The sequence below is a fragment of the Rhizobium sp. NZLR8 genome (assembly GCF_019685025.1).
In the GTDB taxonomy this organism is placed as follows: domain Bacteria; phylum Pseudomonadota; class Alphaproteobacteria; order Rhizobiales; family Rhizobiaceae; genus Rhizobium.
This window is the reverse complement of record NZ_JABDVY010000007.1, coordinates 129,715-151,957: the sequence shown is the minus strand read 5'-3', so window position 1 is coordinate 151,957 and position 22,243 is coordinate 129,715. Positions and strand designations below refer to the sequence as shown.

Below are 22,243 nucleotides of genomic sequence, written 5' to 3'. Positions count from 1 at the left end.
GCCCATGCCCATGATTTCGAAAATCCTCATCGCCAATCGCGGGGAAATCGCCCTTCGCGTGCTTCGGGCCTGCAAGGAGCTCGGCATCGCCTGCGTCGTGGTTCATTCCACCGCCGACGCCGATGCCATGCATGTGCGGCTTGCCGACGAAAGTGTCTGCATCGGCCCGCCCTCCTCGCGCGAGAGCTATCTCAATATCCACCAGATCGTCGCCGCCTGCGAGATCACCGGCGCCGACGCCGTGCATCCGGGCTACGGCTTTCTGTCGGAGAATGCCAAGTTCGCCGATATTCTCGAAGCCCACGGCATCACCTTCATCGGGCCGACGGCGGATCATATCCGCATCATGGGCGACAAGATCACCGCCAAGACGACGGCGCTGGAACTCGGCATTCCCGTCGTTCCGGGCTCGGACGGCGAAGTGAAGACCGAAGAGGATGCGCTGAAGACGGCTGCTGAAATCGGCTATCCCGTGCTGATCAAGGCAACGGCCGGCGGCGGCGGACGCGGCATGAAGGTCGCCAAGAGCGAGGCCGACGTGATCGAGGCCTGGTCGACGGCGCGCACCGAAGCGGCGGCCGCCTTCGGCAACGATGCCGTCTATATGGAAAAATATCTCGGCAAGCCGCGGCACATCGAAATCCAGGTGTTCGGCGACGGCGAAGGCAATGCCATTCATCTTGGCGAGCGCGACTGCTCGCTGCAGCGGCGCCACCAGAAGGTCTGGGAAGAGGCGAATTCGCCGGCGCTCAACGTCGAGCAGCGGATGAAGATCGGCCAGGTCTGCGCCGACGCCATGAAGAAGCTGAAATATCGCGGCGCCGGCACGATCGAATTCCTCTACGAGAATGGCGAGTTCTATTTCATCGAAATGAACACCCGCCTGCAGGTGGAGCATCCGATCACGGAAGCGATCACTGGCATCGACCTCGTGCACGAGCAGATCCGCGTCGCCTCCGGCGGCGGTCTTTCGGTGACCCAGGATGAAGTGCATTTTTCCGGTCATGCCATCGAATGCCGCATCAATGCCGAGCACCCGCGCACCTTCGTGCCCTCGCCCGGCACGATCACGCATTTTCACGCCCCGGGTGGTCTCGGCGTACGCATCGATTCCGGTGCCTATCAGGGCTACAAAATCCCGCCTTATTACGACAGCCTCATCGGCAAGTTGATCGTGCACGGTCGCACGCGCGTCGAATGCATGATGCGGCTGCGCCGGGCACTCGACGAATTCGTCGTCGACGGCATCAATACGACGCTGCCGCTGTTCCAGGATCTCGTCTCCAACCAGGATATCGCCAACGGCGACTACGACATCCACTGGCTGGAAGACTACCTCGCCAACACACCGGCGGCATAGGGCGGGAATGGCAGGATCGCGCAGGAAGTCACCAGGCATCACCCCTGAAATCCTCCTGCGCGCCTATTCCATCGGCCTCTTCCCGATGGCCGAATCCGCCGACGACCCGGAAATTTTCTGGGTCGAGCCGGAATTGCGCGGCGTGCTGCCGTTCGACGATTTCCACGTGTCGAAGAGCCTTGCCAAGACGGTGCGCCGAAAACCCTTCGAGATCCGTTTCGATTACGCTTTCGATCAGGTGATAGCGGCTTGCGCGGAAGAGACCTCCGGGCGCCCAAGCACCTGGATCAACAGAACGATCAGATCCCTTTACTCGACGCTGTTCGACATGGGCCATGCCCATACCGTCGAAGCCTGGGACGGCGATGATCTGGTCGGCGGTCTCTACGGCGTCTCGCTGGGCTCGGCCTTCTTCGGCGAAAGCATGTTTTCGCGGCGAACGGATGCCTCGAAAATCTGCCTCGTGCATCTGGTCGAGCGGCTGCGGGAAAAAGGTTTCACCCTGCTCGATACACAATTCACCACCGAACACCTGAAGACGTTCGGAGCGATAGACGTTCCGAAGGCCGATTATGCCAATATGCTTGCCACGGCGATGGAGTCGCCACACCTTAAGTTTTAAGCTCCGAAAGATCAGGCGCCGGCGGTTAGCCGGATGCCGCGGCACCCGGCAGTCGAGTTTATTTGCTCGGAGCCCCGGCGCTCAACAGCGCCCGGACCAATGCCGCCTGGCTGCGGACGCCTGTTTTGTCGAAGATGCGCTGCAACTGGGTGCGTAACGTGTTGACACTGACCCCAAGCTGATCGGAGGCGGCGGCGAGGTCGTGGCCATCGACGATCAGGCGAGCAAGCCGGGTCTGCGCCGGCGAGAGGCCGAAGACCTCCCGCGCGCTCGCAATCCGACGCACCACCGTCTCGGCGTCGTCGAAGGAAACCAGCGCCTTGCCGTCCTCGAGCAGGACCCAGCAGTAGAGCGGAATCCCCGCCGCGTCCTCGCCGAGCGCCACCGACCAGGCCTGCTTCGGCGCGATGTTCAAAGGTCTCTGGCTCTGCAACTCATGGAATGCCAGGCGCACCGCCTCGCGCAGCGCGACGTCGCGATCACGCCGCCGGGCGCGCAAGCGGCCGGCAGCGCCGACGAGCCCCGGATGGCCGCGAATCCGTTCCCGCGCCAGCCGGTTCGTCCAGAGGATTTTTGCATCCGCGTCGACCTCGATCAGCGAGCATCTCGCCTCCTCGACGCTGCTCTCCATCATTACCATGCAGCCGATCTTCCAGGCGCCGCCGATCCGGTGAAGTATCCGCAGTTGGCGCTTGCGATCCTCGCCGGTGTCGCTGCCGATCTGATCGAAGGTCACCCATGCCATGTTGGCGTCAACGACGATGTTGACTTTTTCCCAGCGGACGCGCCCCTCGAAGGCGTGTTTCTCTGGGAATCGCTCCACGATCTTCTTGATCCGCGCCGCGATCGGGTCCCAACCTTCGTCCACCCGGACGCCCAGCGAGGCGAAGGCTTCCATCCGCCGGGTCTGCGGCGACTGCATCCAATGGCTCGCCAGCGCCTCGAAGTCCCGCTGCAGCCAGGCCTCGGTTTCGGCGCGGATCACCGCCATGATCGACGCCCGGTCAGCCTCGCTGTCGTCCATCTCCCGTTCCCCAGTGACAAGGGATCGCAGCATAGCATGATCGGTCTGTCTGACCATGACGACGCCTCATGCATTGATGACGCCAGCCAGAAACAGCGTCACGCCGGCGGTCGTTGCGATCAGGCCGAGTAACCGAAGCCCCAAAGGCGGCGGCAGGGTGATCTGATTTCGGTAGTATCGGTCCTCGGCCGCGGCGTCCATCTGTGAGGGGCGGCGGTGGTTCGGCATGTGAGCAGCGACAAGACTCTGAAGATCCATTTGATGCCTCCTGGTTCGGGGCTTCATCTGAAACATTCTCGCACGCATCCGAGCCGTACCCTGTCATGCGGGCGGACGACATCGGGCTCAGAAGATCACGCTTGCTGCTGGGCCCCCACTCCGCAAGAAGGTAAGGAAATCGAAGACGCCATTGCGATCGTCACGAAGCACCTGCAGTTCGACGAAGGGAAGGTCTGGCGCGTTGGCGAGACGCGTTTTAGCGGGCTGTCGCCTTGGTGCCGTCAGGAGCCGGGACGTCCGAGTTTGCCTTGCAGTCCTTCAGCCAGACGTCGTAGATCGGGTGTTCGACGGCGTTAAGGCCCGGGCTGGCGGCGAACATCCAGCCGGTGAAGATGCGGCGGATCTTGCGGTCGAGGGTGATCTCGTCGACCTCGACGAAACCGTCGATCTTCTGTGCTTCGGCCTGGTCGCGCGAATAACAGGCCTTCGGCGTCACCTGCAGCGCGCCGAACTGAACCGTCTCGTTGACATAGACGTCGAAGGTGGTGATACGGCCGGTGATCTTGTCGAGGCCGGAGAAGACGGCTACCGGATTTTCGATGCGTGCGGCATTCGCCGCAACTGGCGGAAGCAAGGCCGAGAGCGCCAGCAGCGATCCGGCGGCACGCAGCACCCTGTTCCGCGTGAAGAGCTTCATGTGTACCCGTCTCCAGACATTCTTCGTTCGCAGCCGCGGTCAAGCGCGGCCAACCTGCGGGTAAAGGTCAATTGTGGCCAAAAGCCGGGTTTGGGATTGCCCCGGTCGAGCTGTCTCAGTTGCCCGGCGTCCAGGCGTCGTAATCGCCGGTGACGCGCGGACGCTCGCCCGGAGCGGCAATGGAGCCAGGCGGACGGTAAGCCTGCGGAGAACCGGTGAAATTGGGGCGATGCGCTTTCTGCCATTCCTTGGCGACGTAGTTTTCCTTGGACGGGGGAACGTCGGTACGGTGATGCATCCAGCCATGCCAGCCCGGTGGAATGGCAGAGGCATCGGCATAACCTTTGTAGATCACCCAGCGCTTCGGCAGACCGTAGGAAGACATGCCGCCTTCGTAATAGACGTTGCCGAATTCATCCTCGCCGACGCGCTTGCCGAAACGCCAGGTCGCAAAACGCGTGCCCATCGTCTGACCGTTCCACCAGGTAAAGGTCTGAACCAGAAGATTCCACATGTCTTTTCCTTGTGCCCGCCAGATGCGAGCCAAACCAGAATTCGTTTTCTCGCTTATGCCGTTGCCAAGCCGAATTGTCCAGCGATTCCACGATAAGCACCGGTCATTTCAAAGCCATCTTGAAGCCGAGATGCGAGGGCTTGAAACCCAGTCTTTCATAGAAACGATGGGCATCCTTGCGGATCGCATTCGAGGTCAACTGCACCAATCGCACGCCGCGGCCTTTTGCCTCGGCAATGGCGAATTCGATCATCCGTGCGCCGATCCCCTGCCCGCGCATATCGGCCCGGGCCTGCACCGCCTCGATGATCATCGCCGAGGAACCGCGGCCGGTCAGCGAGGTCGTCACCATCATCTGGAAGGTGCCCACGACCTCACCGCCGCACTCCGCGACATAAAGCGCCTGGTCGGGCGAAGCCTCGATGGCTGCGAAGGCCCTGAGATAATCGGCAAAGGCGTCGGGATCGATCGTATCGCCATGACCACCGAGCGCATCGGCTGCGAATAGAGCCACCAGAGCCGGCAGATCCTGCGGCCGCGCTTGGCGAACGACAATGTCGGACAACGCGGACGCCATGGACTCAATTCCCTTCGAGCGGTTTTTCAAAAATCAGCGTGGGAATGCCGGATTGCCCGGCCCCGCCATTCTCGTTGCGTCCAACCTCGGTGAAGCCGTGCGCGTGATAGAAGGCGATCGCTGCCACGTTCTGCGGCTCGACTTCGAGACGCATGATTTCCGCATCCGGGAAGCAGCTTTCGAGTTCGGCGAAGAGATCGCGGCCGATGCCCTGGCGTTGCAGCGCCGGCCTGACATAGAGAAGATGCAGCATGACTGTCTTCGCCAGCTCAGGCGACATCGCCGCATACCCCATGCCGCCGATAGTGCGGCCATCGTCGGCAACGAGGAATTCAGCGTCCTTTCGCACCAGGCGCGTCTTCAGTGCGGCGAGAGAAAAGAGCTGGGTGGTGAGCTCATCCACCCTGGCCCTGCCATGCAGACCGTCATAGGTGGCGTGAAAGCTCTCTACCAGCAGGACGCGGACCTTTTCCAAGTCACGCTCGCCGGCCGTGCGGACGAAATACACCGCTTATTCCTCGATGCCGAGCTTCGCCTTGACGAGCGCCTGGACGGCCTGCGGATTGGCCTTGCCACCGGTCGCCTTCATCACCTGGCCGACGAACCATGCGGCCAGGGTCGGCTTCGCCTTGACCTTTTCCACCTGATCGGGATTGGCGGCAATGATCTCGTCCACGGCCTTTTCGATCGCGCCTGTATCCGTCACCTGCTTCATGCCGCGCGCTTCGACGATCTCGGCGGGATCGCCGCCCTCGCTCAGCACGATTTCGAAGAGGTCCTTGGCGATCTTGCCGGAAATGGTTCCAGCCTTGATGAGATCGATGATGGCGCCGAGCTGGACCGGCGAAACCGGTGTCTGCTCGATATCCTTGCCGGTGCGGTTCAGCGCGCCGAGCAGGTCGTTGATCACCCAGTTTGCCGCCATCTTGCCGTCACGGCCTGCAGCCACCGCCTCGAAATAATCGGCGATCGCCTTTTCGGAGACGAGCACCGAGGCGTCGTAGATCGACAGACCGAGTTCGCGCACGAAGCGCTCCTTCTTGTCGTCAGGCAATTCCGGCAGATCGGCTGCGAGCGCGGTGACGAAGGCATCGTCGAATTCGAGCGGTAGCAGGTCCGGATCGGGGAAATAGCGATAGTCGTGCGCATCCTCCTTGGAGCGCATGGAGCGCGTCTCGCCCTTGTTTGGGTCGAAGAGCCGCGTCTCCTGATCGATCTTGCCGCCATCCTCCAGAATACCGATCTGACGGCGGGCTTCGTATTCGATCGCCTGGCCAATGAAACGGATGGAGTTGACGTTCTTGATTTCGCAGCGCGTGCCGAAATCTTCGCCCGGACGGCGGACGGAGACGTTGACGTCGGCACGCATCGAACCTTCGTCCATGTTGCCGTCGCAAGTGCCGAGATAACGCACGATCGAGCGCAGCTTGGTCATATAGGCCTTGGCCTCGTCGGACGAGCGCATGTCGGGCTTGGAGACGATCTCCATCAGCGCGACGCCGGAGCGGTTCAGATCGACATAGGACATGGTCGCGTGCTGGTCGTGCATCGACTTGCCGGCATCCTGCTCCAGATGCAGGCGCTCGATGCCGATCTCGATATCCTCGAACTGGCCCTGGCGGTCCGGCCCGAGCGAAATGACGATCTTGCCCTCGCCGACGATCGGATCCTTGAACTGCGAGATCTGATAGCCCTGCGGCAGGTCGGGATAGAAATAGTTCTTGCGGTCGAAGAGCGAGCGCTTGTTGATCTGGGCTTTGAGGCCGAGACCGGTGCGCACGGCCTGCCTGACGCATTCCTCGTTGATGACCGGCAGCATGCCGGGCATGGCGGCATCGACCAGCGAGACATTCGAATTCTGCGGCTTGCCGAATTCCGTCGAGGCGCCGGAGAAGAGCTTCGAATTGGAGAGCACCTGGGCATGGACTTCCAAGCCGACGATGACTTCCCAGTCGCCGGTGGCGCCGGGGATGAAGCGTTTCGGATCAGGCGTGCGGACGTCGACAAGGGTCATCTGATACTCTTTGCAGGCTGTTCTTTTCCATTCGTGAGGTAAAGGAAATGGCGTGCCGGTGCAAGGCTTTCGCGGAATCGCATGGCAGTTGCCGCCGGCCGCTTCTGCCCGCAGAGAAAGGCCGCTTTGCACCAGGAGCGGCCATGCATTTCATGGACACGAACCGATGGACAAGAGTTTCGACCGCCCCGATTGTCGATACCATAGTGATCTCTATCTTCAGTAAAAATACCTTGGACCGAAAGCTCCCATGGGAAGACTGAAGGAAATCGTGGTTGATTGCGACGTCCCCTCACGGGTTGCTCGTTTCTGGGCGGCTGCGCTCGATGGTTATGAAGTGATGCCTTATGACGATGATGAGTTGGCCCGCCTCGCCGCGATAGGACTGACGCCCGACACGGACCCGACCGTGATGGTCGATGGTCCCGGAACACGCCTTTGCTTCCACCTTCGCCAAGGAGAACGTCCAGCCCGCAACCGTGTTCATCTCGATATCGCCGCTGACGATCGGGAGAAAGAAGTGAAACGGCTCTTATCCCTCGGCGCGACATTGGTGCGCGAGACGGATGCTTACTGCGTATTGAATGATCCCGAAGGCAATAATTTTTGCGTCACGTCCGATTATCTGCCATGGGCTTAACCGCATCCGGCGGCATTTGTCAGAATTCCTGCCCGTATCCGCCCTTACCGTCCGAAACCAGCGTTTTCGTCAGCCCGACCGAGGGCACGTCGCGGTCGAGCTTCGGATTATAGGCGACCGAGAGCCAGTGGATGCTGTAGCCGTGTTTCCGGAAGAAGCCGATCGCCTCGTTGTTGCCGGAATGGGTCTGCATCGCCGCCTTCTCGAAACCTCGATCAGCGATCTCCTTTTCGATCCGCTCAAGGAGGGCGGAGCCCAGCCCCTGGCGGGCGAAGACGGGATCGATCCAGAAATCCGAGATGGTTTCGTCCAAACCCTCGCGCGCCGCCCAGCCTGCGACCTGGCCATTCTGCTCGACGACGGTGATGGTCAGCCAGTCGTTTTCCACGAAGTTGCGAAAGGCGTTGCGGGCTGCATCGATCATCGCGTGCGATTCGCCGATCGCCGCCATCGCCTTTTGCCAGGCCCTCAGCCCGATCTCGCTCAATAGCACCGCTTCGCCGTCGCGGGCATTGCGAATGTGGATCAACGACACCTCCGCGTTATCCCGCAACTAGACCATTGAGTCGCCGAATTTACCAGTACCCCCCTGGGGGATGATGGCTGGAAACTGCGGTACTCGACCGGTTTGATCGGCAAGCACGGTCTTGACCGCCATTTCCGCGCTGAATAAAAAACCTTATCGAGGTGTTTTATGTTGAGCCTGTCACAGACCCGGTAAAGGCCCTGCCCGCAAGTCCGCTTGCGCGCAAGGGCCCGAAAAAAACGAAGCCCTGACGTTCGAAAGAGCGCCAGATCGTTTTTGTGCGCCCTGCAGGGCGCGATACCGGATCTCAACACATGGACATTTCCCGCACGGAGCAGCGCATCCTGCATCTCATGGCCCAAGGCGGCCGCATCGAAATTTCTCGCGACGACGACAGGAAGATCGAGGCAGTCAGCTGCTTCACCCGCGACGGCTGGCTCTATCCCGGCGTCGATCTCGATCTCTTTCGCAGGCTGAAGCGGCTGAGAGCGATCAAGTCCTCCAGCGGCCAGCCCTACCGGATCACCGAAAGAGGACTGAGCTTGGTCAGGGCGCAATTGAACAACAGGTAATGCACTCAGCCACCCTGACTACGCTCGAACCGGCGCGGTCAGGGTGTCGTCTCAAGCCTTTGCGGAAAGTTCCGACCGCATCGCCGACCATTCGTCGGCCATCGTGCCCGTGCCGCGCGTCTTGCCGGCTCGGCGATACCAGTAATCGGCATTCCAGTCGTCGCCCTCGATGCGATGGCAAAGCGCATGGCCCCAGTCGAACGGCTGTTGACCTTCGTGGCGCTGGCAGATTTCGTGTACCGCCTGCCAATCCGCGCCCATGGTGAAACCGGCGGCAGCAAGACTGTCGATTGCCTCGATCAATCGCGCAAGATCAATGCTCGCCATAAGCTCCTCCTGGTTCCCGTTATCGATCAGCCAGCCGCTTCTTAAGATGCACCTTTTCGAGGTCGACGCCGCTCGTGGAAGAGCCGGATCGTTGGATTCGTTACCACCACTTCGCCGGCGTAAACCGGCCGGCTGCCTGCTCGATGACGTGGGCGGTCTTGAAAAGGGTTTCCTCGTCGAACGGCTTGCCGATCAGTTGCAGCCCGAGCGGCAGGCCCTTCTGGTCGACGCCAGCGGGCACGGCGATGCCCGGCAGGCCCGCCATGTTGACCGTCACCGTGAAGATGTCGTTCAGATACATCTTCACCGGATCGGAAGCGAGGTTCTCATCGGCGACGCCGAAGGCAGACGACGGTGTTGCCGGTGTCAGGATGGCATCGACGCCGGCGTCGAAGGCGAGTTCGAAATCGCGCTTGATCAGCGTCCGGACCTTCTGGGCGCGGATGTAATAGGCATCGTAATAACCGGCCGACAACACATAGGTGCCGATCATGATGCGGCGCTTGACTTCCTTGCCGAAGCCGGCAGCCCGCGTCTTCTCGTACATGTCGACGATATCCTTGCCGTCGACGCGCAAGCCGTACCGGACGCCGTCGTAGCGCGCCAGGTTCGAGGATGCCTCGGCGGGAGCGACGATGTAATAGGCCGGAAGGGCGTATTTGGTGTGCGGCAGCGAGATGTCGACGATTTCGGCGCCGGCATCCTTCAGCCAGGCGATGCCCTGGCGCCAGAGGGTCTCGATTTCCTCAGGCATGCCATCGACACGGTATTCGTTCGGAATGCCGATCCTCATGCCCTTCAGCGACTGGCCGAGAGCTGCCTCGTAATCCGGCACCGGCAGATCGACCGAGGTCGTGTCCTTGGCGTCGACGCTTGCCATCGACTTCAAAAGGATTGCGGCGTCGCGCACGTCGCGGGCGATCGGGCCCGCCTGGTCGAGCGAGGAGGCGAAGGCGACCGTACCCCAGCGCGAGCAGCGGCCATAGGTCGGCTTGATGCCGACGGTGCCGGTGAAAGCGGCCGGCTGGCGGATCGAGCCGCCGGTATCGGTCGCGGTGGCGCCGGCGCAAAGATGCGCGGCGACGGCTGCTGCCGAGCCGCCGGAGGAGCCGCCCGGAACGAGCTGCTGGTTGGAGCCCGCAGCACGCCAGGGATTGATCACCGGGCCGTAGTGCGAGGTTTCGTTGGACGAACCCATGGCGAATTCGTCCATATTAAGCTTGCCCAGCATGACGGCGCCGTCATCCCAGAGGTTCTGCGTGACGGTCGATTCATAACGCGGCTCGAAACCGTCGAGAATGTGGCTGCAAGCTTGGGTGTGTACACCGACGGTGGCGAAAAGATCCTTGATGCCGAGCGGAATGCCCTCGAGATCGCCTGCCTTGCCGGCAGCGATACGCTCGTCGGAGTTCTTCGCCATGACCCGGGCGAGATCGGGCGTGACCTTTATATAGGCATTCAGATGAGCATTGGCCGCATCGATCGCCGAGATATAGGCCTCGGTCAATTCGAGTGCGGTGATTTCCTTTCCGCGCAGCTTCTGGCGGGCTTCGGCAATGGTCAGGTTGGTGAGTTCGCTCATGATGTTTTCGCTTCAGATCTGGAAATAGCAACAAGGTCGGAAAGAGGCGTTGAGCCTTATTCGACGACTTTCGGCACCAGGAAAAAATTGTGATCGGTGACGGGCGCATTGGCGACGATATCGGCTGCCTTGCTGCCGTCTGTCACCGCATCCGTCCGCTTCTTCATCGCCATCGGGGTCACCGACGTCATCGCCTCGACGCCGTCGACATTGACTTCGGAGAGTTGCTCGACGAAGCCGAGGATGCCGTTCAGCTCGCCGACCATGCGATTTGCCTCGTCTTCGGAGACGGCAATGCGGGCAAGGTGGGCAACGCGCTTCACGGTGGCAAGGTCGACGGACATGGCATTCTCCGGATAGGATTTTTCCTACCCGCTATAAAGGCCATGTCCGCCCGGTGCAACGGGATTTCGTCAGATCGACAGGCTCTCGGCGGGCTTCAGCGCCTTCACATCAGTCTCCGATCCTTCCATGCCGGCAACGAATTTATCGGCCGTCTGCTCGATGATCGGGAAGGTACCGTAGTGGCAAGGGATCGCGGTCTTGAAGCTGAAATAGCGCCGGCAGGCAAGGGCTGCCACGGCGCCGCCCATGGTGAAGCGGTCGCCAATCGGCACGAGGCCGATATCGGGCTGGTGCAATTCATTGATCAGCGCCATGTCGGAGAAGATGTCGGTGTCGCCCATGGCAAGGATCGAGGCTTCGTCGTCGAAATGCAGCATCAGGCCGTTGGCGTTGCCGAGCGCATGCGAGACGCCGTCCTCGGTGATATGCGCGGAGGAGTGCAGCGCATTGGTGAAGGTCGCCGAGAAGCCGCCGAGCGCGATCGTGCCGCCGGTATTGCCCATCTCGATCTTGTCGACGCCCTTGGAGCCGAGCCAGGCGGCGAGATCGGCATTGGCGAGAACGACGGCGCCGGTTTCCTTGGCAAGCGCCACGGTATCGCCGACATGGTCGCCATGGCCATGCGTCAGCAGGATATGGGTGACGCCTGCCGAAACATCCTTGATATCCTGGCCGGAAAAGGAGGCGTTATAGCTGAGGAATGGGTCGAGCAGGATTTTCGCCTTTCCAGTCTCGATGCGGAAGGCGGAATGGCCGAGCCAGGTGATCTTCATGAAATGTCTCCTTTATTACGCAATGCAAAAGCGGGTTTCGATGGGAAATCCGGATGATCTTGGCCGGATCAGCCTCAATCTCAATCCGCATCTCAATCAGGGAATTGGAGCATGACGTCGTCCGAAAACCGTTCACACTTTTCGGCATCATGCTCTAAGGACATATCTTATGCGGCCGCAAAGAAAAGCAGCGGCGACTTCAATTTCTTTTGACGGGATGAAATGGCGATGACGGTGCTGACGATCGAGGAAATGGCCGAGATGCTTGCCCCGCGGCAGGCGATTGCCGGCCTCGATCTCGGCACCAAGACGATCGGGCTTTCGATGTCCGATCTCGGGCGGCGTTTCGCCACGCCCCGCACGCTGATCCGGCGCGTTAAGTTCACCATCGATGCCCAGGCGCTGCTGGATTTCGCGGCAGCGGAAAAGGTCGCAGGCTTCGTCATCGGCCTGCCGATGAATATGGACGGATCGGTGGGTCCGCGGGTGCAGGCAACGCGCGCCTTCGTGCGTAACATGGAGCAGAAGACAGCCCTGCCCTTCGTCTATTGGGACGAACGGTTATCGACGGTGGCGGCCGAGAGGACGCTGCTTGAAATGGACGTGTCGCGCGCCAAGCGGGCCGAACGGATCGATTCGGCCGCGGCAAGCTTTATCCTTCAGGGCGCGCTCGACAGGCTTTCCTTGCTGGCAAGGTCGGAAGACGAATTCAGCTGACGCGCCTTCCACCAGGCAATGATCGATTGGCGTTTCCGGAAGCCCATGATGGCGAAGACGACAAGGCTGTCGACTGCGATCGCGCGGGCAACGAGCGGCGGGATGCTCTCCGGCGGAATTCCCAATACCTCGCCATACAGCTGGAACGTCAGGTCATGCACCTGCCGCGTCAACATGAAAATGCCGAAGCTCATGTCGTAATAAGAGAGCCAGTACCATCCGCCCAGAAAGACGATAGGGCCGGCCCAGAAGACCAGAAACCACCTCATGCGGCCTCTCCTCCATGCTTGCGCGAGACGGGCAGATCGAGGGAGACCATCCAGGTCGACAATGCCATGGCGCAAAGCACCAGCGTCGGAATTGCGATATCCAGCGCCAGCACTGCGAAAAACATCATCGCCGTTACGAAAAACAAGGCTTTGGCGATTTTGGTTCCCATGGCGTCAACTCGGGGCTCTACTCATTCCATCTCTGCTCGCCACCACACTGTCGGGTTAACTGCGGCCAGGCAACGTAAACCATTTGTTAAGGTTAACGCGGCAGCCGCCCCTGTGGATAAGACAGGTATTAGCCGTAGACGCCGCGCACGACGCGCTTCAGCGCCATCGCCGCCTTCTCCCAATCCTTTGATGTCTTCAGCGACAGACCGGCGCACTGCCCGCCGGCCGAGGCGGCAAGCACGAGGTGCTGGATCGCAGCGATGACGACGGCGTTGACGGCTGTTGCATCGACGCCCTTCGGCGGCGTCAGCGAGCCGCGCATGCGCTCCAGCCAGAGAGCCAGCGCCTTCGAACGCGCTTCCGACAGCCGCCTCACCTGCTCGGTGTTTTCCGATATTTCCCAGGCGAGGATGCGGCGCATCAGCGGATCGTTTCTCAAGGCGTCGAGAAGGAGAAGCGACAGCCGCTCCATCAGGTCGCCATAGGTGAGCAGGAACATGCCGCCGGCGTCTTCCGGAATGCGATCCTTCACCCATGTGCCAAGATCGGCGCCGATCGCCTCGACCAGTCCGTCGAGACCACCGTAATAGCGATAGATCAACTGCTTGTCGCAACCGGCGCGGCGCGCGACCGCATTGATGCCGAAATTCTGGAAGCCTTCCTCGGCCAGCAGGCCTTTGGCGCCGGCAAGGATTGCCCGCTCGGTGGCGCCGCGATCACGCACGCGTCGTTCCGGCTCGCCGCCGGGCTCGGACGAAATTTCAAATTTTGCCGCTTCATCAAGCACGACCGACCCTTCCCCGCTGTCACCAATCGGTGAGTAGCGGGGCGGCATCATCCGATCAATCCTATCCCCTTGGGAAGACTGTGGATATTCCATCCCGGCCAATGATTTGGGGAGAAAAGGATGCAGAAGACTGCATACCGGAGCGATCGGATCTGCTCAGAAATCTCGTCCGGGCGGTTGATCGCGATGGACGAACCCGGCATAGCTGCATTATGAACAATTCTAATATTCTCCGCTAAGGCCCTGCAATGGTGAACTATATCGAAGCCTCTTCCGCGCCCTCGAAGAATACGGGCGCTATTCGGCTTTACGACGCGCAAGCATTCGAGGGTATGCGTAAGGCGTGCCAGCTGACGGCGCGCTGCCTCGATGCGCTGGCCGACATCGTCAAGCCGGGGCTGGTGACCGATGACATCGACCGCTTCGTCTTCGATTTCGGGATGGATCACGGCGCCCAGCCGGCGACACTGAACTATCGCGGCTACACCAAATCGACCTGCACCTCGATCAACCATGTCGTCTGCCACGGCATTCCGAACGACAAGCCGCTGCGCGAAGGCGATATCGTCAATATCGACGTCACCTTCGTGCTCGACGGCTGGCACGGCGATTCGAGCCGGATGTACCCCGTCGGCACGATCAAGCGCGCATCCGAGCGATTGCTCGAGGTTACTTATGAAGCGCTGATGCGCGGTATTGGTGCCGTCAGACCCGGGGCCCGCACCGGCGCAATCGGCGAGGCGATCCAGACCTATGCCGAGGCCGAGCGCTGTTCGGTGGTGCGCGATTTCTGCGGCCACGGCGTCGGCCGGCTGTTCCACGATTCGCCGAATATCCTGCATTACGGCCGCGCCAACGAGGGGCCCGAGCTGCGCGAAGGCATGATCTTCACCATCGAGCCGATGATCAATCTCGGCCGGCCGCATGTGAAGGTTCTTGCCGACGGCTGGACGGCGGTAACCCGCGACCGGTCGCTTTCGGCGCAGTACGAACATACCGTCGGCGTTACCTCGGGCGGCTGCGAGATCTTCACCCTGTCGCCGGGTGGGCTCGATCGCCCCGGCCTGCCGTCGTTTGCCGGGTGACGATCCGATGGCAAAGCGGCCTGTTGCGACATCTTCCGACGACGAGCTGCCTTTCGAGACGCAGGAGCCCATTGCCGCCGACGAACGCTCGTTCTTCGGCGGACGCTCGCAACAACCGTCCGTGCCGAATGCCAAGGCCGCCCTGCCCGCCTCGCTCGCCGGCCAAGAACATTATCACGGCCATCGCGAGCGGTTGCGTGACCGCTTCCGCGAGCTGGGCGACACCGCGCTTGCCGACTACGAAATCCTCGAACTGCTGCTTTTCCGCCTGATCCCGCGGCGCGACACCAAGCCGATCGCCAAGGCGCTGATCGAACGGTTCGGCTCGCTCTCCGGCGTCTTCGGCGCGCCGGCGGCTTTGCTGACGGAGATAAAGGGCGTCGGCGAAGCAGTGGCGCTCGACCTGAAGCTGATCTCGACGATTGCCCACCGAACCCTGAAGAGCGAGCTCAGGAGCAAGCAGATTCTCTCCTCGTGGTCCTCAGTTATAGAGTACTGCCACGCCGCCATGGCGCACGAGACCCGCGAACAGTTCCGCATCCTCTTCCTCGACAAGCGCAACGTGCTGATTGCCGATGAGGTCCAGGGCCGCGGCACGGTCGACCACACGCCGGTCTATCCGCGCGAGGTGGTGAAACGCGCGCTCGAGCTTTCGGCAACGGCGATGATCCTCGTCCACAACCACCCCTCCGGCGACCCGACGCCGTCACGCGCCGACATCGACATGACGAAGGTGATCATCGAGGCGGCCAAGGCGCTCGATATCACCGTCCACGACCACATCATCATCGGCAAGGACGGCCATGTCAGCCTGAAGGGGCTGAAGCTGATCTGAAAAGCGCAGGGGCGGCTGAATCGGCGGTCGTAAAACAATCTGTAACATTGACCGGCTACCGATAGACGGGCGACATCTTTGCGTCGCAAATGATTCTTTTCCAATCCGGGGCCAGATGATGCTTCAGTACGATCTCGTTGTGGTGGGTAGCGGTCCTGCAGGGCGCCGCGGCGCGATCCAGGCTGCAAAACTCGGCAAGAAAGTGCTTGTCATTGAGCAGGGCAAACGCGTCGGCGGCGTGTCCGTGCATACCGGCACCATCCCCTCCAAAACGCTGCGCGAGACCGCGCTCAATCTTTCCGGCTGGCGCGAACGCGGCTTCTACGGCCGGTCTTACCGCGTCAAGGAAGAGATCAGTGCAGATGATCTGCGCCGACGCCTGCTGATTACGCTCAACCACGAGGTCGAGGTGCTGGAACACCAGTTCGCCCGCAACCGCGTGCAGCATATTCGCGGCAAGGCGAGCTTCATCAATCCATCGACGCTGCAGGTGATCAAGGATGACGGTGAGATTACCCAGGTCACCGGCGCCAGCGTGCTGCTTGCAGTCGGCACGAAGCCGTTCCGCCCCGATTACATACCCTTCGACGGCAAGACCGTTCTCGACAGCGACGAACTGCTCGATATCCAGGAGCTGCCGCGCTCAATGGTCGTCATCGGCGCCGGCGTCATCGGCATCGAATATGCGACGATCTTCAGTGCGCTCGACACGGCCGTCACCGTGATAGACCCGAAGGCGACGATGCTCGACTTCATCGACAAGGAAATCGTCGAGGATTTCACCTACCAGCTGCGCGACCGCAACATGAAGCTGCTGCTCGGCCAGAAGGCCGACAAGGTGGAGACGCTGGAAGGCGGCAAGGTCGAGCTGACGCTCGACAGCGGACGGCGCCTGACGACCGACATGGTGCTGTTCGCCGCTGGCCGCTTGGGGGCGACCGATGCGCTGAACCTACCAGCCATCGGCCTCGAAGCCGACAGCCGCGGCCGTCTCAAGGTCAATCCGGAAACCTTCCAGACATCGGTTGCCAACGTCTACGCCGCCGGCGACGTCGTCGGCTTTCCGAGCCTTGCCTCGACCTCGATGGAACAGGGCCGCATCGCTGCCCGCGTCGCAATCGGCGCGGTCGCCAAGGAACCGCCGAAATATTTCCCCTACGGTATCTATGCCGTGCCGGAGATTTCCACCTGCGGCCTGACCGAAGAAGAGATGAAGGAGCGCGGCATTCCCTATGAATGCGGCATCGCCCGCTTCCGCGAGACCTCGCGCGGTCATATCATGGGCCTCGACACCGGGCTTTTGAAGCTGATCTTCTCGCTGAAGACGCGGCGCCTGCTCGGCGTGCATATCGTCGGCGAAGGCGCCACCGAGCTGGTGCATATCGGCCAGGCGGTGCTCAATCTCAAAGGCACGGTCGAATATTTCGTCGAAAACACCTTCAACTATCCGACACTCGCCGAAGCCTACAAGATCGCCGGCCTCGACGCCTGGAACCGGATGGGCGACATCAAGTCGGAACTCTGAGGGTCTCTCATAGACGGCGGGCTTTCGTGTAAATCCGGCCGTCAAAACGGAGCCGAACGGCATTGCGCATCATTTCGCTGAATGCATGGGGCGGCAGGCTGCATGAGGCCCTGATCGACTATGTCGCGCAGGCCGATCCGGATGTGCTCTGCCTGCAGGAGGTGCTGCGGGCGCCGGGTGCGGATGACCGATGGTCGATCTATCGGGATGCGGGACTGGAGCTGCCCCAGCGCGCCAATCTGTTTGCAGAGATCAGCGCCGCCCTGCCCGGCCACGACGGCTTCTTCTGCCCGACATCGAGAGGCGAGCTGTTTAACGGCGATACTGCCATTACCGCCGAATTCGGGCTGGCGACCTTCGTGCGCAAATCGTATTCGGTCATTACCCAAGGGCTGGACTTCGTGCATGGCAGTTTTTCCGCCAATGGCTGGGGCGAACATCCGCGGCCACGGAACGCCCATTGCATCCGTCTCTTCAGCCATGAGCGCGCCTCTACCGTGACCATCGCCCACATGCATGGCCTGCGCGATCCCGCAGGCAAGGGCGATACGGCGGCGCGCCAGGAACAGGCCGCAGCGCTGGCGGCGCTCATCGAGCGGATCTGGCCGGGCGACGAAGGGCTCGTCGTCTGCGGTGATTTCAACGTATTGCCTGACAGCGCGACCTTTACGATTCTCGCCAGATTAGGGCTTTCGGATCTCGTCACCGGAAACGGCCTTGCAGACACGCGGACCTCCTACTATCTGAAGCAGGGCCGCTTTGCCGATTACATGCTGGTTACACCGGGGGTGAACATTGTCAAGTTCGAGGTGGTCGAGGCGCCCGAGGTCTCCGACCACCGCGCATTGCTGCTCGATGTCGGGTAGTATATTGAAGAAGTTGCCGTGCGAAACGTTTTGCATGCAACGCGCGTTTTTACGCCTTAGTTTGACCTCTTGAATCGCATTGATACGTCATGCCTGATATATGGCTTCAACACTATTTTGCTCCGGCAAAAGCTTCTGAAGAAAGATAGATACTCTTGTCCCATGTCTTGGAAGCTGCGCGTCGACGTTTTCAGCTGATCCTGATCAAGCCGTCGCATTATGACGATGACGGCTACGTCATCCGCTGGTGGCGGGCGATGATTCCCTCCAATTCGCTCGCGGCGCTCTACGGCATCGCCGCCGAATGTGCCGAGCGTCAGGTGCTCGGGCCCGACACCGCGATCGATATCACCGTGATCGACGAGACCAATACGCGGATCGATGTCGCCGGGCTGCTCGCACAGTTCAAGCGCCACGACAATTTCGGCATGATCTCGCTGGTCGGCGTTCAGACCAATCAGTATCCGCGCGCGCTTGATATCGCCCGGCCGTTCCGCGAGGCCGGCCTGCCGGTTTCCATCGGTGGTTTCCATGTTTCCGGCTGCCTGTCGATGCTGGATGGCCAGGCGGTGGGGCTCGACGCCTGCCGTGACATGGGCATCTCGATGTTCGCCGGTGAAGCCGAAGGGCGGCTGGAGATGGTGCTGCGTGATGCGGCCGCCGGCGAGCTGAAGCCGCTTTACAATTTCATGAACGACCTTCCCGGCATCGGCGGCACGCCGGTTCCGTTCCTGCCGAAGGACAATATCCAGCGCACGCTCGGGCTCAGCACCAGCTTCGATGCCGGACGCGGCTGTCCCTACCAGTGCTCGTTCTGCACCATCATCAACGTGCAGGGACGCAAGTCGCGCTTCCGCTCGGCTGACGACGTCGAAAAGCTGGTGCGGATGAACTGGGCGCAGGGCATCCACAAATTCTTCATCACCGACGACAATTTCGCCCGCAACAAGGATTGGGAGGCGATTTTCGACAGGCTGATCGAACTCAAGGAGCGGGACGGCATTCCGCTCGGCCTGATGATCCAGGTCGACACGCTCTGCCACAAGATTCCCAATTTCATCGAGAAATCCCGGCGCGCTGGCGTTACCCGCGTCTTCATCGGCCTCGAAAACGTCAATCCGGACAATCTGACAGCGGCCAAGAAGAACCAGAACAAGATTACCGAATACCGCAAAATGCTGCTCGCCTGGAAGGCGCAGGGCATCATGACGCTGGCCGGTTATATCCTGGGCTTCCCCGCCGACACGCCGGAATCGATCCGCCGCGACATCGCGATCATCCAGGACGAACTGCCGCTCGACGTCATCGAATTCTTCATCCTGACGCCGCTGCCCGGTTCCGAGGACCATCAGGTGTTGTGGAAGAAGGGCATCGAGATGGATGCGGATCTCAACATCTACGATGTCGAGCACGTCTGCACGGCACATCCGAAGATGAGCAAGCAGGAGTGGGAAGACATCTATCACGAGGCCTGGGCGCTCTATTATTCGCCGAAGCACATGAAGACCCTGCTGCGCCGTGCTGTGGCGACCGGGGTACCGCTCGCAAGGCTCGTCAAGGTTCTCGTCTCCTTCGCAACCACCGTGCCGCTGGAAAATGTGCATCCGTTGCAAAGCGGCTTGCTGCGCCTGAAGACGCCGGCGGAGCGGCGCCCGGACCTGCCGCGCGAAAATCCGCTGGTGTTCTGGCCGCGCTTTGCCTGGGAAACCTTCCGAAAACATGCTTCGCTTGCCGGTACGATCATCGGCCTGACGATTTCGGCATTCCTGATCTCACGGGATGCCAAGTCGAAGACCTATATGGATCAGGCCTTGACGCCGGTCGCCGACGATGAGGAAGAGACACTCAGCCTCTTCACCAAGACCGCTGGCGGCACCGCGGCGGTCAACCATATTCGCAAGGTGGCGGAACTGACCCACGGCCGATCTGCCGCGCATTGACCGGCATCTCTTGCAGCGGCGGCTCATACGCTGTCAGCCGGAATCATTGACGACAACGGAGTCGAAGCCTGGAGCTCCGACTTCCGTTACGCTAAGCGACCTGGATTATCTGACTTGTCTCGGCCACTTGCAGTGTGTCGACGAATTCGACGATCTTGACCGGTTTCCCGTCCCTGAAATGGATCTTGTCGACGAATTCCGTATAGAAGCTCGCACCCGATGGGATGTGCCTGACCTCACCCTCGCGATGGGCGAAGACCATATGCTCGTCCTCGTCCACATAGATGCCGACTGTCTTGATATTGGATAGATCCCACACAGTGATGAGTTGCTCTATCACTTGGCGAAAGGCATGCCCGCCGGATTCAGTTGAAAAAGGCGCCAACCGTGTATTGCCGGCCATCCGGAAGGTGCAATCCTCGCCGATCAGCGCCAGCGTGCCCTCGATATCGCCGCGGTCGCGCACAGCGTAGATTTCTTCCACGCATTTCTTCATGTCATGTTTTGCGGTCATTTTCCGGTCCTCCCACCGTCAGCGAAATCTGCATCGAATTATACTTTAACGCAACTATCTGTTGCCGGGAATACAACTCGATAGTGGGAGACCCTCGAGACTGAACGGCCCCGGATAATAGAAAAAGGCCCCGCACGATGGCGAGGCCTTGCAGACTTCAGAACTGAAAAGCGATTATTCGGCGCTTTCGTCAGCCGCCTTCTTCTTCGGAGCAGCCTTCTTCTTCGGAGCGGCTTCCTCGCCTTCGCCGGCGTCGGCAGCTTCGGCCTTGGCGGCAGCCTTCTTCTTCGGGGCGGCCTTTTTGGTCTCAGTCTTAGCCTCGCCTTCTTCCTCGGCGAGCAGCTCTTCCTTGGTCACCTTCTTGTCGGTGACGTCGATTTCGGTCAGCAGGTGATCGATGACCTTCTCTTCGAAGATCGGCGCGCGGATCGACGCGGCGGCACCCGGCTGGCTGCGGAAGAATTCGAGGATCTGCTTTTCCTGGCCCGGATACTGGCGCAGCTGTTCGTAGATCGCACGCTGCATTTCGTCTTCGCTGACTTCGACGCCGGCCTTTTCGCCGATTTCGGAGAGAACGAGGCCGAGGCGGACACGACGCTCGGCGAGCGTCTTGTATTCCTCACGTGCCTTCTCTTCGGTCGTGTCTTCGTCCTCGAAGGTCTTGCCGGACTGGGCGAGGTCGTTGTTCACCTGGCTCCAGATGCCGTTGTATTCGGCATCGACGAGCGAGTTCGGGGTCTCGAACTTGTACATCTCGTCGAGCTGGTCGAGGATCTGGCGCTTCAGCTTCTGGCGGGTCAGCGAGCCGTACTGCGATTCGATCTGGCCGCGAACGATTTCCTTCAGGCGGTCGGCGGATTCGATGCCGAGCTTCGAGGCGAGTTCGTCGTTGATCTCGACAGCGGCAGGTGCTGCAACATCCTTGACCGATACGTCGAAGGTCGCTTCCTTGCCGGCGAGGTTCTTGGCCGGATAGTCAGCCGGGAAGGTCACGGTGATGGTCTTCTCGTCGCCAGCCTTGGCGCCGACGAGCTGGTCTTCGAAGCCAGGAATGAAGCGGCCGGAGCCGAGCACCAGTTCGGCGCCCTGGTCGGTGCCGCCTTCGAAGGCTTCGCCGTCGACCTTGCCGACGTAGTCCATGGTGATGCGGTCGCCGTTCGCGGCCTTGCCGGTCTTGGTCTCGTAGGCGCGAGCGCTTTCGGCGACCTTCAGGACCTGCTCGTTGACTTCGTCGTCCGAGATGTCGATGACTTCGCGTGTGACCTTGATGCCCTTGACCGACTTCAGTTCGATCGGCGGCAGCACTTCATAGGAGAGCGTGAATTCGAAATCCTGCTCGGCGGCGAGGATCTTGTCAGCTTCATCCTTGTCTTCGGTCATGGCGATTTCCGGCTGCGTGGCCGATTTTTCGCCGCGGCTGGACAGGATGGCGGACGGCTGCTCGCGGACGATCTCGTTGACGAGGTCGGCCATGATCGACTTGCCGTAGACCTTCTTCAGGTGAGCAGCGGGTACCTTGCCCGGACGGAAGCCGTTGATGCGAACCTTGTCCTTCACATCGGCAAGACGCTCATTCATCTTGTCTTGCATGTCCTTGGCCGGGATAACGACCTTGATTTCGCGCTTCAGCCCTTCAGCGAGCGTTTCGATAACCTGCATGTCTTCCTACCTTCATTTCGTGGCGGCCGTGCCCAGACGCCGTTCGTTTCAATGAGCACGACGCCGGCCGAGTGCCGCGCGTG

General features: G+C 60.9%; 27 protein-coding genes. 10 read left to right on the top strand and 17 right to left on the bottom strand.

Translation table 11 applies throughout. The features are described 5' to 3' along the window. Positions 1-4 precede the first annotated feature (4 nt). On the top strand, positions 5-1,360 hold the full coding sequence (gene accC, locus HJB89_RS17565) for an acetyl-CoA carboxylase biotin carboxylase subunit (protein ID WP_207584004.1): 1,356 nt from the start codon (positions 5-7) through the stop codon (positions 1,358-1,360). Positions 1,361-1,367: 7 nt separating this feature from the next. Continuing rightward, the gene (gene aat / locus HJB89_RS17560; protein ID WP_221116335.1) at positions 1,368-1,982 is read left to right on the top strand and encodes a leucyl/phenylalanyl-tRNA--protein transferase; all 615 of its coding nucleotides are present in this window, start codon (positions 1,368-1,370) and stop codon (positions 1,980-1,982) included. A gap of 58 nt (positions 1,983-2,040) precedes the next feature. On the opposite strand, the gene HJB89_RS17555 is transcribed toward aat, so the two are convergent. From HJB89_RS17555 to gatB, 7 genes are all read right to left on the bottom strand, one after another. Then, positions 2,041-3,063, bottom strand: coding sequence for a helix-turn-helix transcriptional regulator (locus HJB89_RS17555; RefSeq protein WP_221150287.1), 1,023 nt, complete (start codon positions 3,061-3,063; stop codon positions 2,041-2,043). A gap of 9 nt (positions 3,064-3,072) precedes the next feature. Continuing rightward, complete coding sequence (locus HJB89_RS17550) at positions 3,073-3,264, bottom strand: hypothetical protein (protein ID WP_221150286.1); 192 nt, start codon at positions 3,262-3,264, stop codon at positions 3,073-3,075. Positions 3,265-3,481: 217 nt separating this feature from the next. Continuing rightward, positions 3,482-3,922: a DUF2155 domain-containing protein gene (locus tag HJB89_RS17545; protein ID WP_164009333.1), complete on the bottom strand. Its 441-nt coding sequence runs from the start codon at positions 3,920-3,922 to the stop codon at positions 3,482-3,484. 115 nt (positions 3,923-4,037) lie between these two features. Next, on the bottom strand, positions 4,038-4,436 hold the full coding sequence (locus HJB89_RS17540; protein ID WP_085737106.1) for an NADH:ubiquinone oxidoreductase subunit NDUFA12: 399 nt from the start codon (positions 4,434-4,436) through the stop codon (positions 4,038-4,040). Between the two features lie 103 nt (positions 4,437-4,539). Then, positions 4,540-5,013: a GNAT family N-acetyltransferase gene (locus tag HJB89_RS17535; protein ID WP_207583999.1), complete on the bottom strand. Its 474-nt coding sequence runs from the start codon at positions 5,011-5,013 to the stop codon at positions 4,540-4,542. A gap of 4 nt (positions 5,014-5,017) precedes the next feature. Beyond that, positions 5,018-5,521, bottom strand: a complete 504-nt coding sequence (locus HJB89_RS17530; RefSeq protein ID WP_207583998.1) for a GNAT family N-acetyltransferase — start codon at positions 5,519-5,521, stop codon at positions 5,018-5,020. A gap of 3 nt (positions 5,522-5,524) precedes the next feature. Further along, entirely contained in the window at positions 5,525-7,027 is a 1,503-nt protein-coding gene (gene gatB / locus HJB89_RS17525; protein WP_221116332.1) for an Asp-tRNA(Asn)/Glu-tRNA(Gln) amidotransferase subunit GatB, read from the bottom strand. Between the two features lie 250 nt (positions 7,028-7,277). On the opposite strand from gatB, the gene HJB89_RS17520 reads away from it, so the two are divergent. Further along, the gene (locus HJB89_RS17520; protein ID WP_221150285.1) at positions 7,278-7,667 is read left to right on the top strand and encodes a VOC family protein; all 390 of its coding nucleotides are present in this window, start codon (positions 7,278-7,280) and stop codon (positions 7,665-7,667) included. 19 nt (positions 7,668-7,686) lie between these two features. Here the strand turns inward: HJB89_RS17520 and HJB89_RS17515 are convergent, their stop codons facing one another. After that, a complete protein-coding gene (locus tag HJB89_RS17515) occupies positions 7,687-8,196 on the bottom strand; it encodes a GNAT family N-acetyltransferase (protein ID WP_221116330.1) in 510 nt (169 codons plus the stop codon). 311 nt (positions 8,197-8,507) lie between these two features. On the opposite strand from HJB89_RS17515, the gene HJB89_RS17510 reads away from it, so the two are divergent. After that, positions 8,508-8,765, top strand: a complete 258-nt coding sequence (locus HJB89_RS17510) for a YjhX family toxin (protein ID WP_207583994.1) — start codon at positions 8,508-8,510, stop codon at positions 8,763-8,765. Positions 8,766-8,816: 51 nt separating this feature from the next. Here HJB89_RS17510 and HJB89_RS17505 read toward each other — a convergent pair whose 3' ends face one another. The 4 genes from HJB89_RS17505 to HJB89_RS17490 all read right to left on the bottom strand — a co-directional run bounded on the left by HJB89_RS17505 (position 8,817) and on the right by HJB89_RS17490 (position 11,792). Continuing rightward, the gene (locus tag HJB89_RS17505) at positions 8,817-9,092 is read right to left on the bottom strand and encodes a hypothetical protein (protein ID WP_207583993.1); all 276 of its coding nucleotides are present in this window, start codon (positions 9,090-9,092) and stop codon (positions 8,817-8,819) included. A gap of 100 nt (positions 9,093-9,192) precedes the next feature. After that, positions 9,193-10,674: an Asp-tRNA(Asn)/Glu-tRNA(Gln) amidotransferase subunit GatA gene (gene gatA, locus HJB89_RS17500; RefSeq protein WP_221150284.1), complete on the bottom strand. Its 1,482-nt coding sequence runs from the start codon at positions 10,672-10,674 to the stop codon at positions 9,193-9,195. A 56-nt stretch (positions 10,675-10,730) separates the two neighbouring features. After that, positions 10,731-11,018 carry an Asp-tRNA(Asn)/Glu-tRNA(Gln) amidotransferase subunit GatC gene (gene gatC / locus HJB89_RS17495; RefSeq protein WP_049734290.1) on the bottom strand — a complete coding sequence of 96 codons (288 nt, stop codon included), beginning with the start codon at positions 11,016-11,018 and terminating at the stop codon, positions 10,731-10,733. A gap of 69 nt (positions 11,019-11,087) precedes the next feature. Further along, positions 11,088-11,792, bottom strand: a complete 705-nt coding sequence (locus HJB89_RS17490; RefSeq protein ID WP_221150282.1) for a metal-dependent hydrolase — start codon at positions 11,790-11,792, stop codon at positions 11,088-11,090. A gap of 228 nt (positions 11,793-12,020) precedes the next feature. On the opposite strand from HJB89_RS17490, the gene ruvX reads away from it, so the two are divergent. Beyond that, positions 12,021-12,509 carry a Holliday junction resolvase RuvX gene (ruvX, locus tag HJB89_RS17485; protein ID WP_221150281.1) on the top strand — a complete coding sequence of 163 codons (489 nt, stop codon included), beginning with the start codon at positions 12,021-12,023 and terminating at the stop codon, positions 12,507-12,509. Here the strand turns inward: ruvX and HJB89_RS17480 are convergent. The 3 genes from HJB89_RS17480 to HJB89_RS17470 form a co-directional block, all read right to left on the bottom strand. Next, on the bottom strand, positions 12,452-12,778 hold the full coding sequence (locus tag HJB89_RS17480; RefSeq protein WP_207583989.1) for a DUF6105 family protein: 327 nt from the start codon (positions 12,776-12,778) through the stop codon (positions 12,452-12,454). The genes ruvX and HJB89_RS17480 overlap by 58 nt on opposite strands. Further along, complete coding sequence (locus HJB89_RS17475; RefSeq protein ID WP_221150278.1) at positions 12,775-12,948, bottom strand: hypothetical protein; 174 nt, start codon at positions 12,946-12,948, stop codon at positions 12,775-12,777. Before HJB89_RS17475 ends, HJB89_RS17480 begins: the two co-directional genes overlap by 4 nt. Before the next feature lie 128 nt (positions 12,949-13,076). After that, positions 13,077-13,736, bottom strand: coding sequence for a TetR/AcrR family transcriptional regulator (locus HJB89_RS17470; RefSeq protein ID WP_207584299.1), 660 nt, complete (start codon positions 13,734-13,736; stop codon positions 13,077-13,079). A 248-nt stretch (positions 13,737-13,984) separates the two neighbouring features. Here HJB89_RS17470 and map point away from each other — a divergent pair, with 248 nt between their 5' ends. The 5 genes from map (at position 13,985) to HJB89_RS17445 (ending at position 19,987) form a co-directional block, all read left to right on the top strand. Then, positions 13,985-14,821, top strand: a complete 837-nt coding sequence (gene map, locus HJB89_RS17465) for a type I methionyl aminopeptidase (RefSeq protein WP_207583987.1) — start codon at positions 13,985-13,987, stop codon at positions 14,819-14,821. Between the two features lie 7 nt (positions 14,822-14,828). Beyond that, complete coding sequence (radC, locus tag HJB89_RS17460) at positions 14,829-15,656, top strand: RadC family protein (RefSeq protein ID WP_207583986.1); 828 nt, start codon at positions 14,829-14,831, stop codon at positions 15,654-15,656. 118 nt (positions 15,657-15,774) lie between these two features. After that, the gene (gene sthA / locus HJB89_RS17455) at positions 15,775-17,181 is read left to right on the top strand and encodes a Si-specific NAD(P)(+) transhydrogenase (protein WP_207583985.1); all 1,407 of its coding nucleotides are present in this window, start codon (positions 15,775-15,777) and stop codon (positions 17,179-17,181) included. Between the two features lie 62 nt (positions 17,182-17,243). After that, positions 17,244-18,047, top strand: a complete 804-nt coding sequence (locus HJB89_RS17450) for an endonuclease/exonuclease/phosphatase family protein (protein ID WP_207583984.1) — start codon at positions 17,244-17,246, stop codon at positions 18,045-18,047. 155 nt (positions 18,048-18,202) lie between these two features. Continuing rightward, positions 18,203-19,987, top strand: a complete 1,785-nt coding sequence (locus tag HJB89_RS17445) for a radical SAM protein (protein WP_207583983.1) — start codon at positions 18,203-18,205, stop codon at positions 19,985-19,987. Between the two features lie 91 nt (positions 19,988-20,078). Here HJB89_RS17445 and HJB89_RS17440 read toward each other — a convergent pair whose 3' ends face one another. After that, entirely contained in the window at positions 20,079-20,501 is a 423-nt protein-coding gene (locus HJB89_RS17440; protein WP_207583982.1) for a nuclear transport factor 2 family protein, read from the bottom strand. A 174-nt stretch (positions 20,502-20,675) separates the two neighbouring features. Beyond that, on the bottom strand, positions 20,676-22,160 hold the full coding sequence (tig, locus tag HJB89_RS17435; protein ID WP_207583981.1) for a trigger factor: 1,485 nt from the start codon (positions 22,158-22,160) through the stop codon (positions 20,676-20,678). Positions 22,161-22,243: the final 83 nt, after the last annotated feature.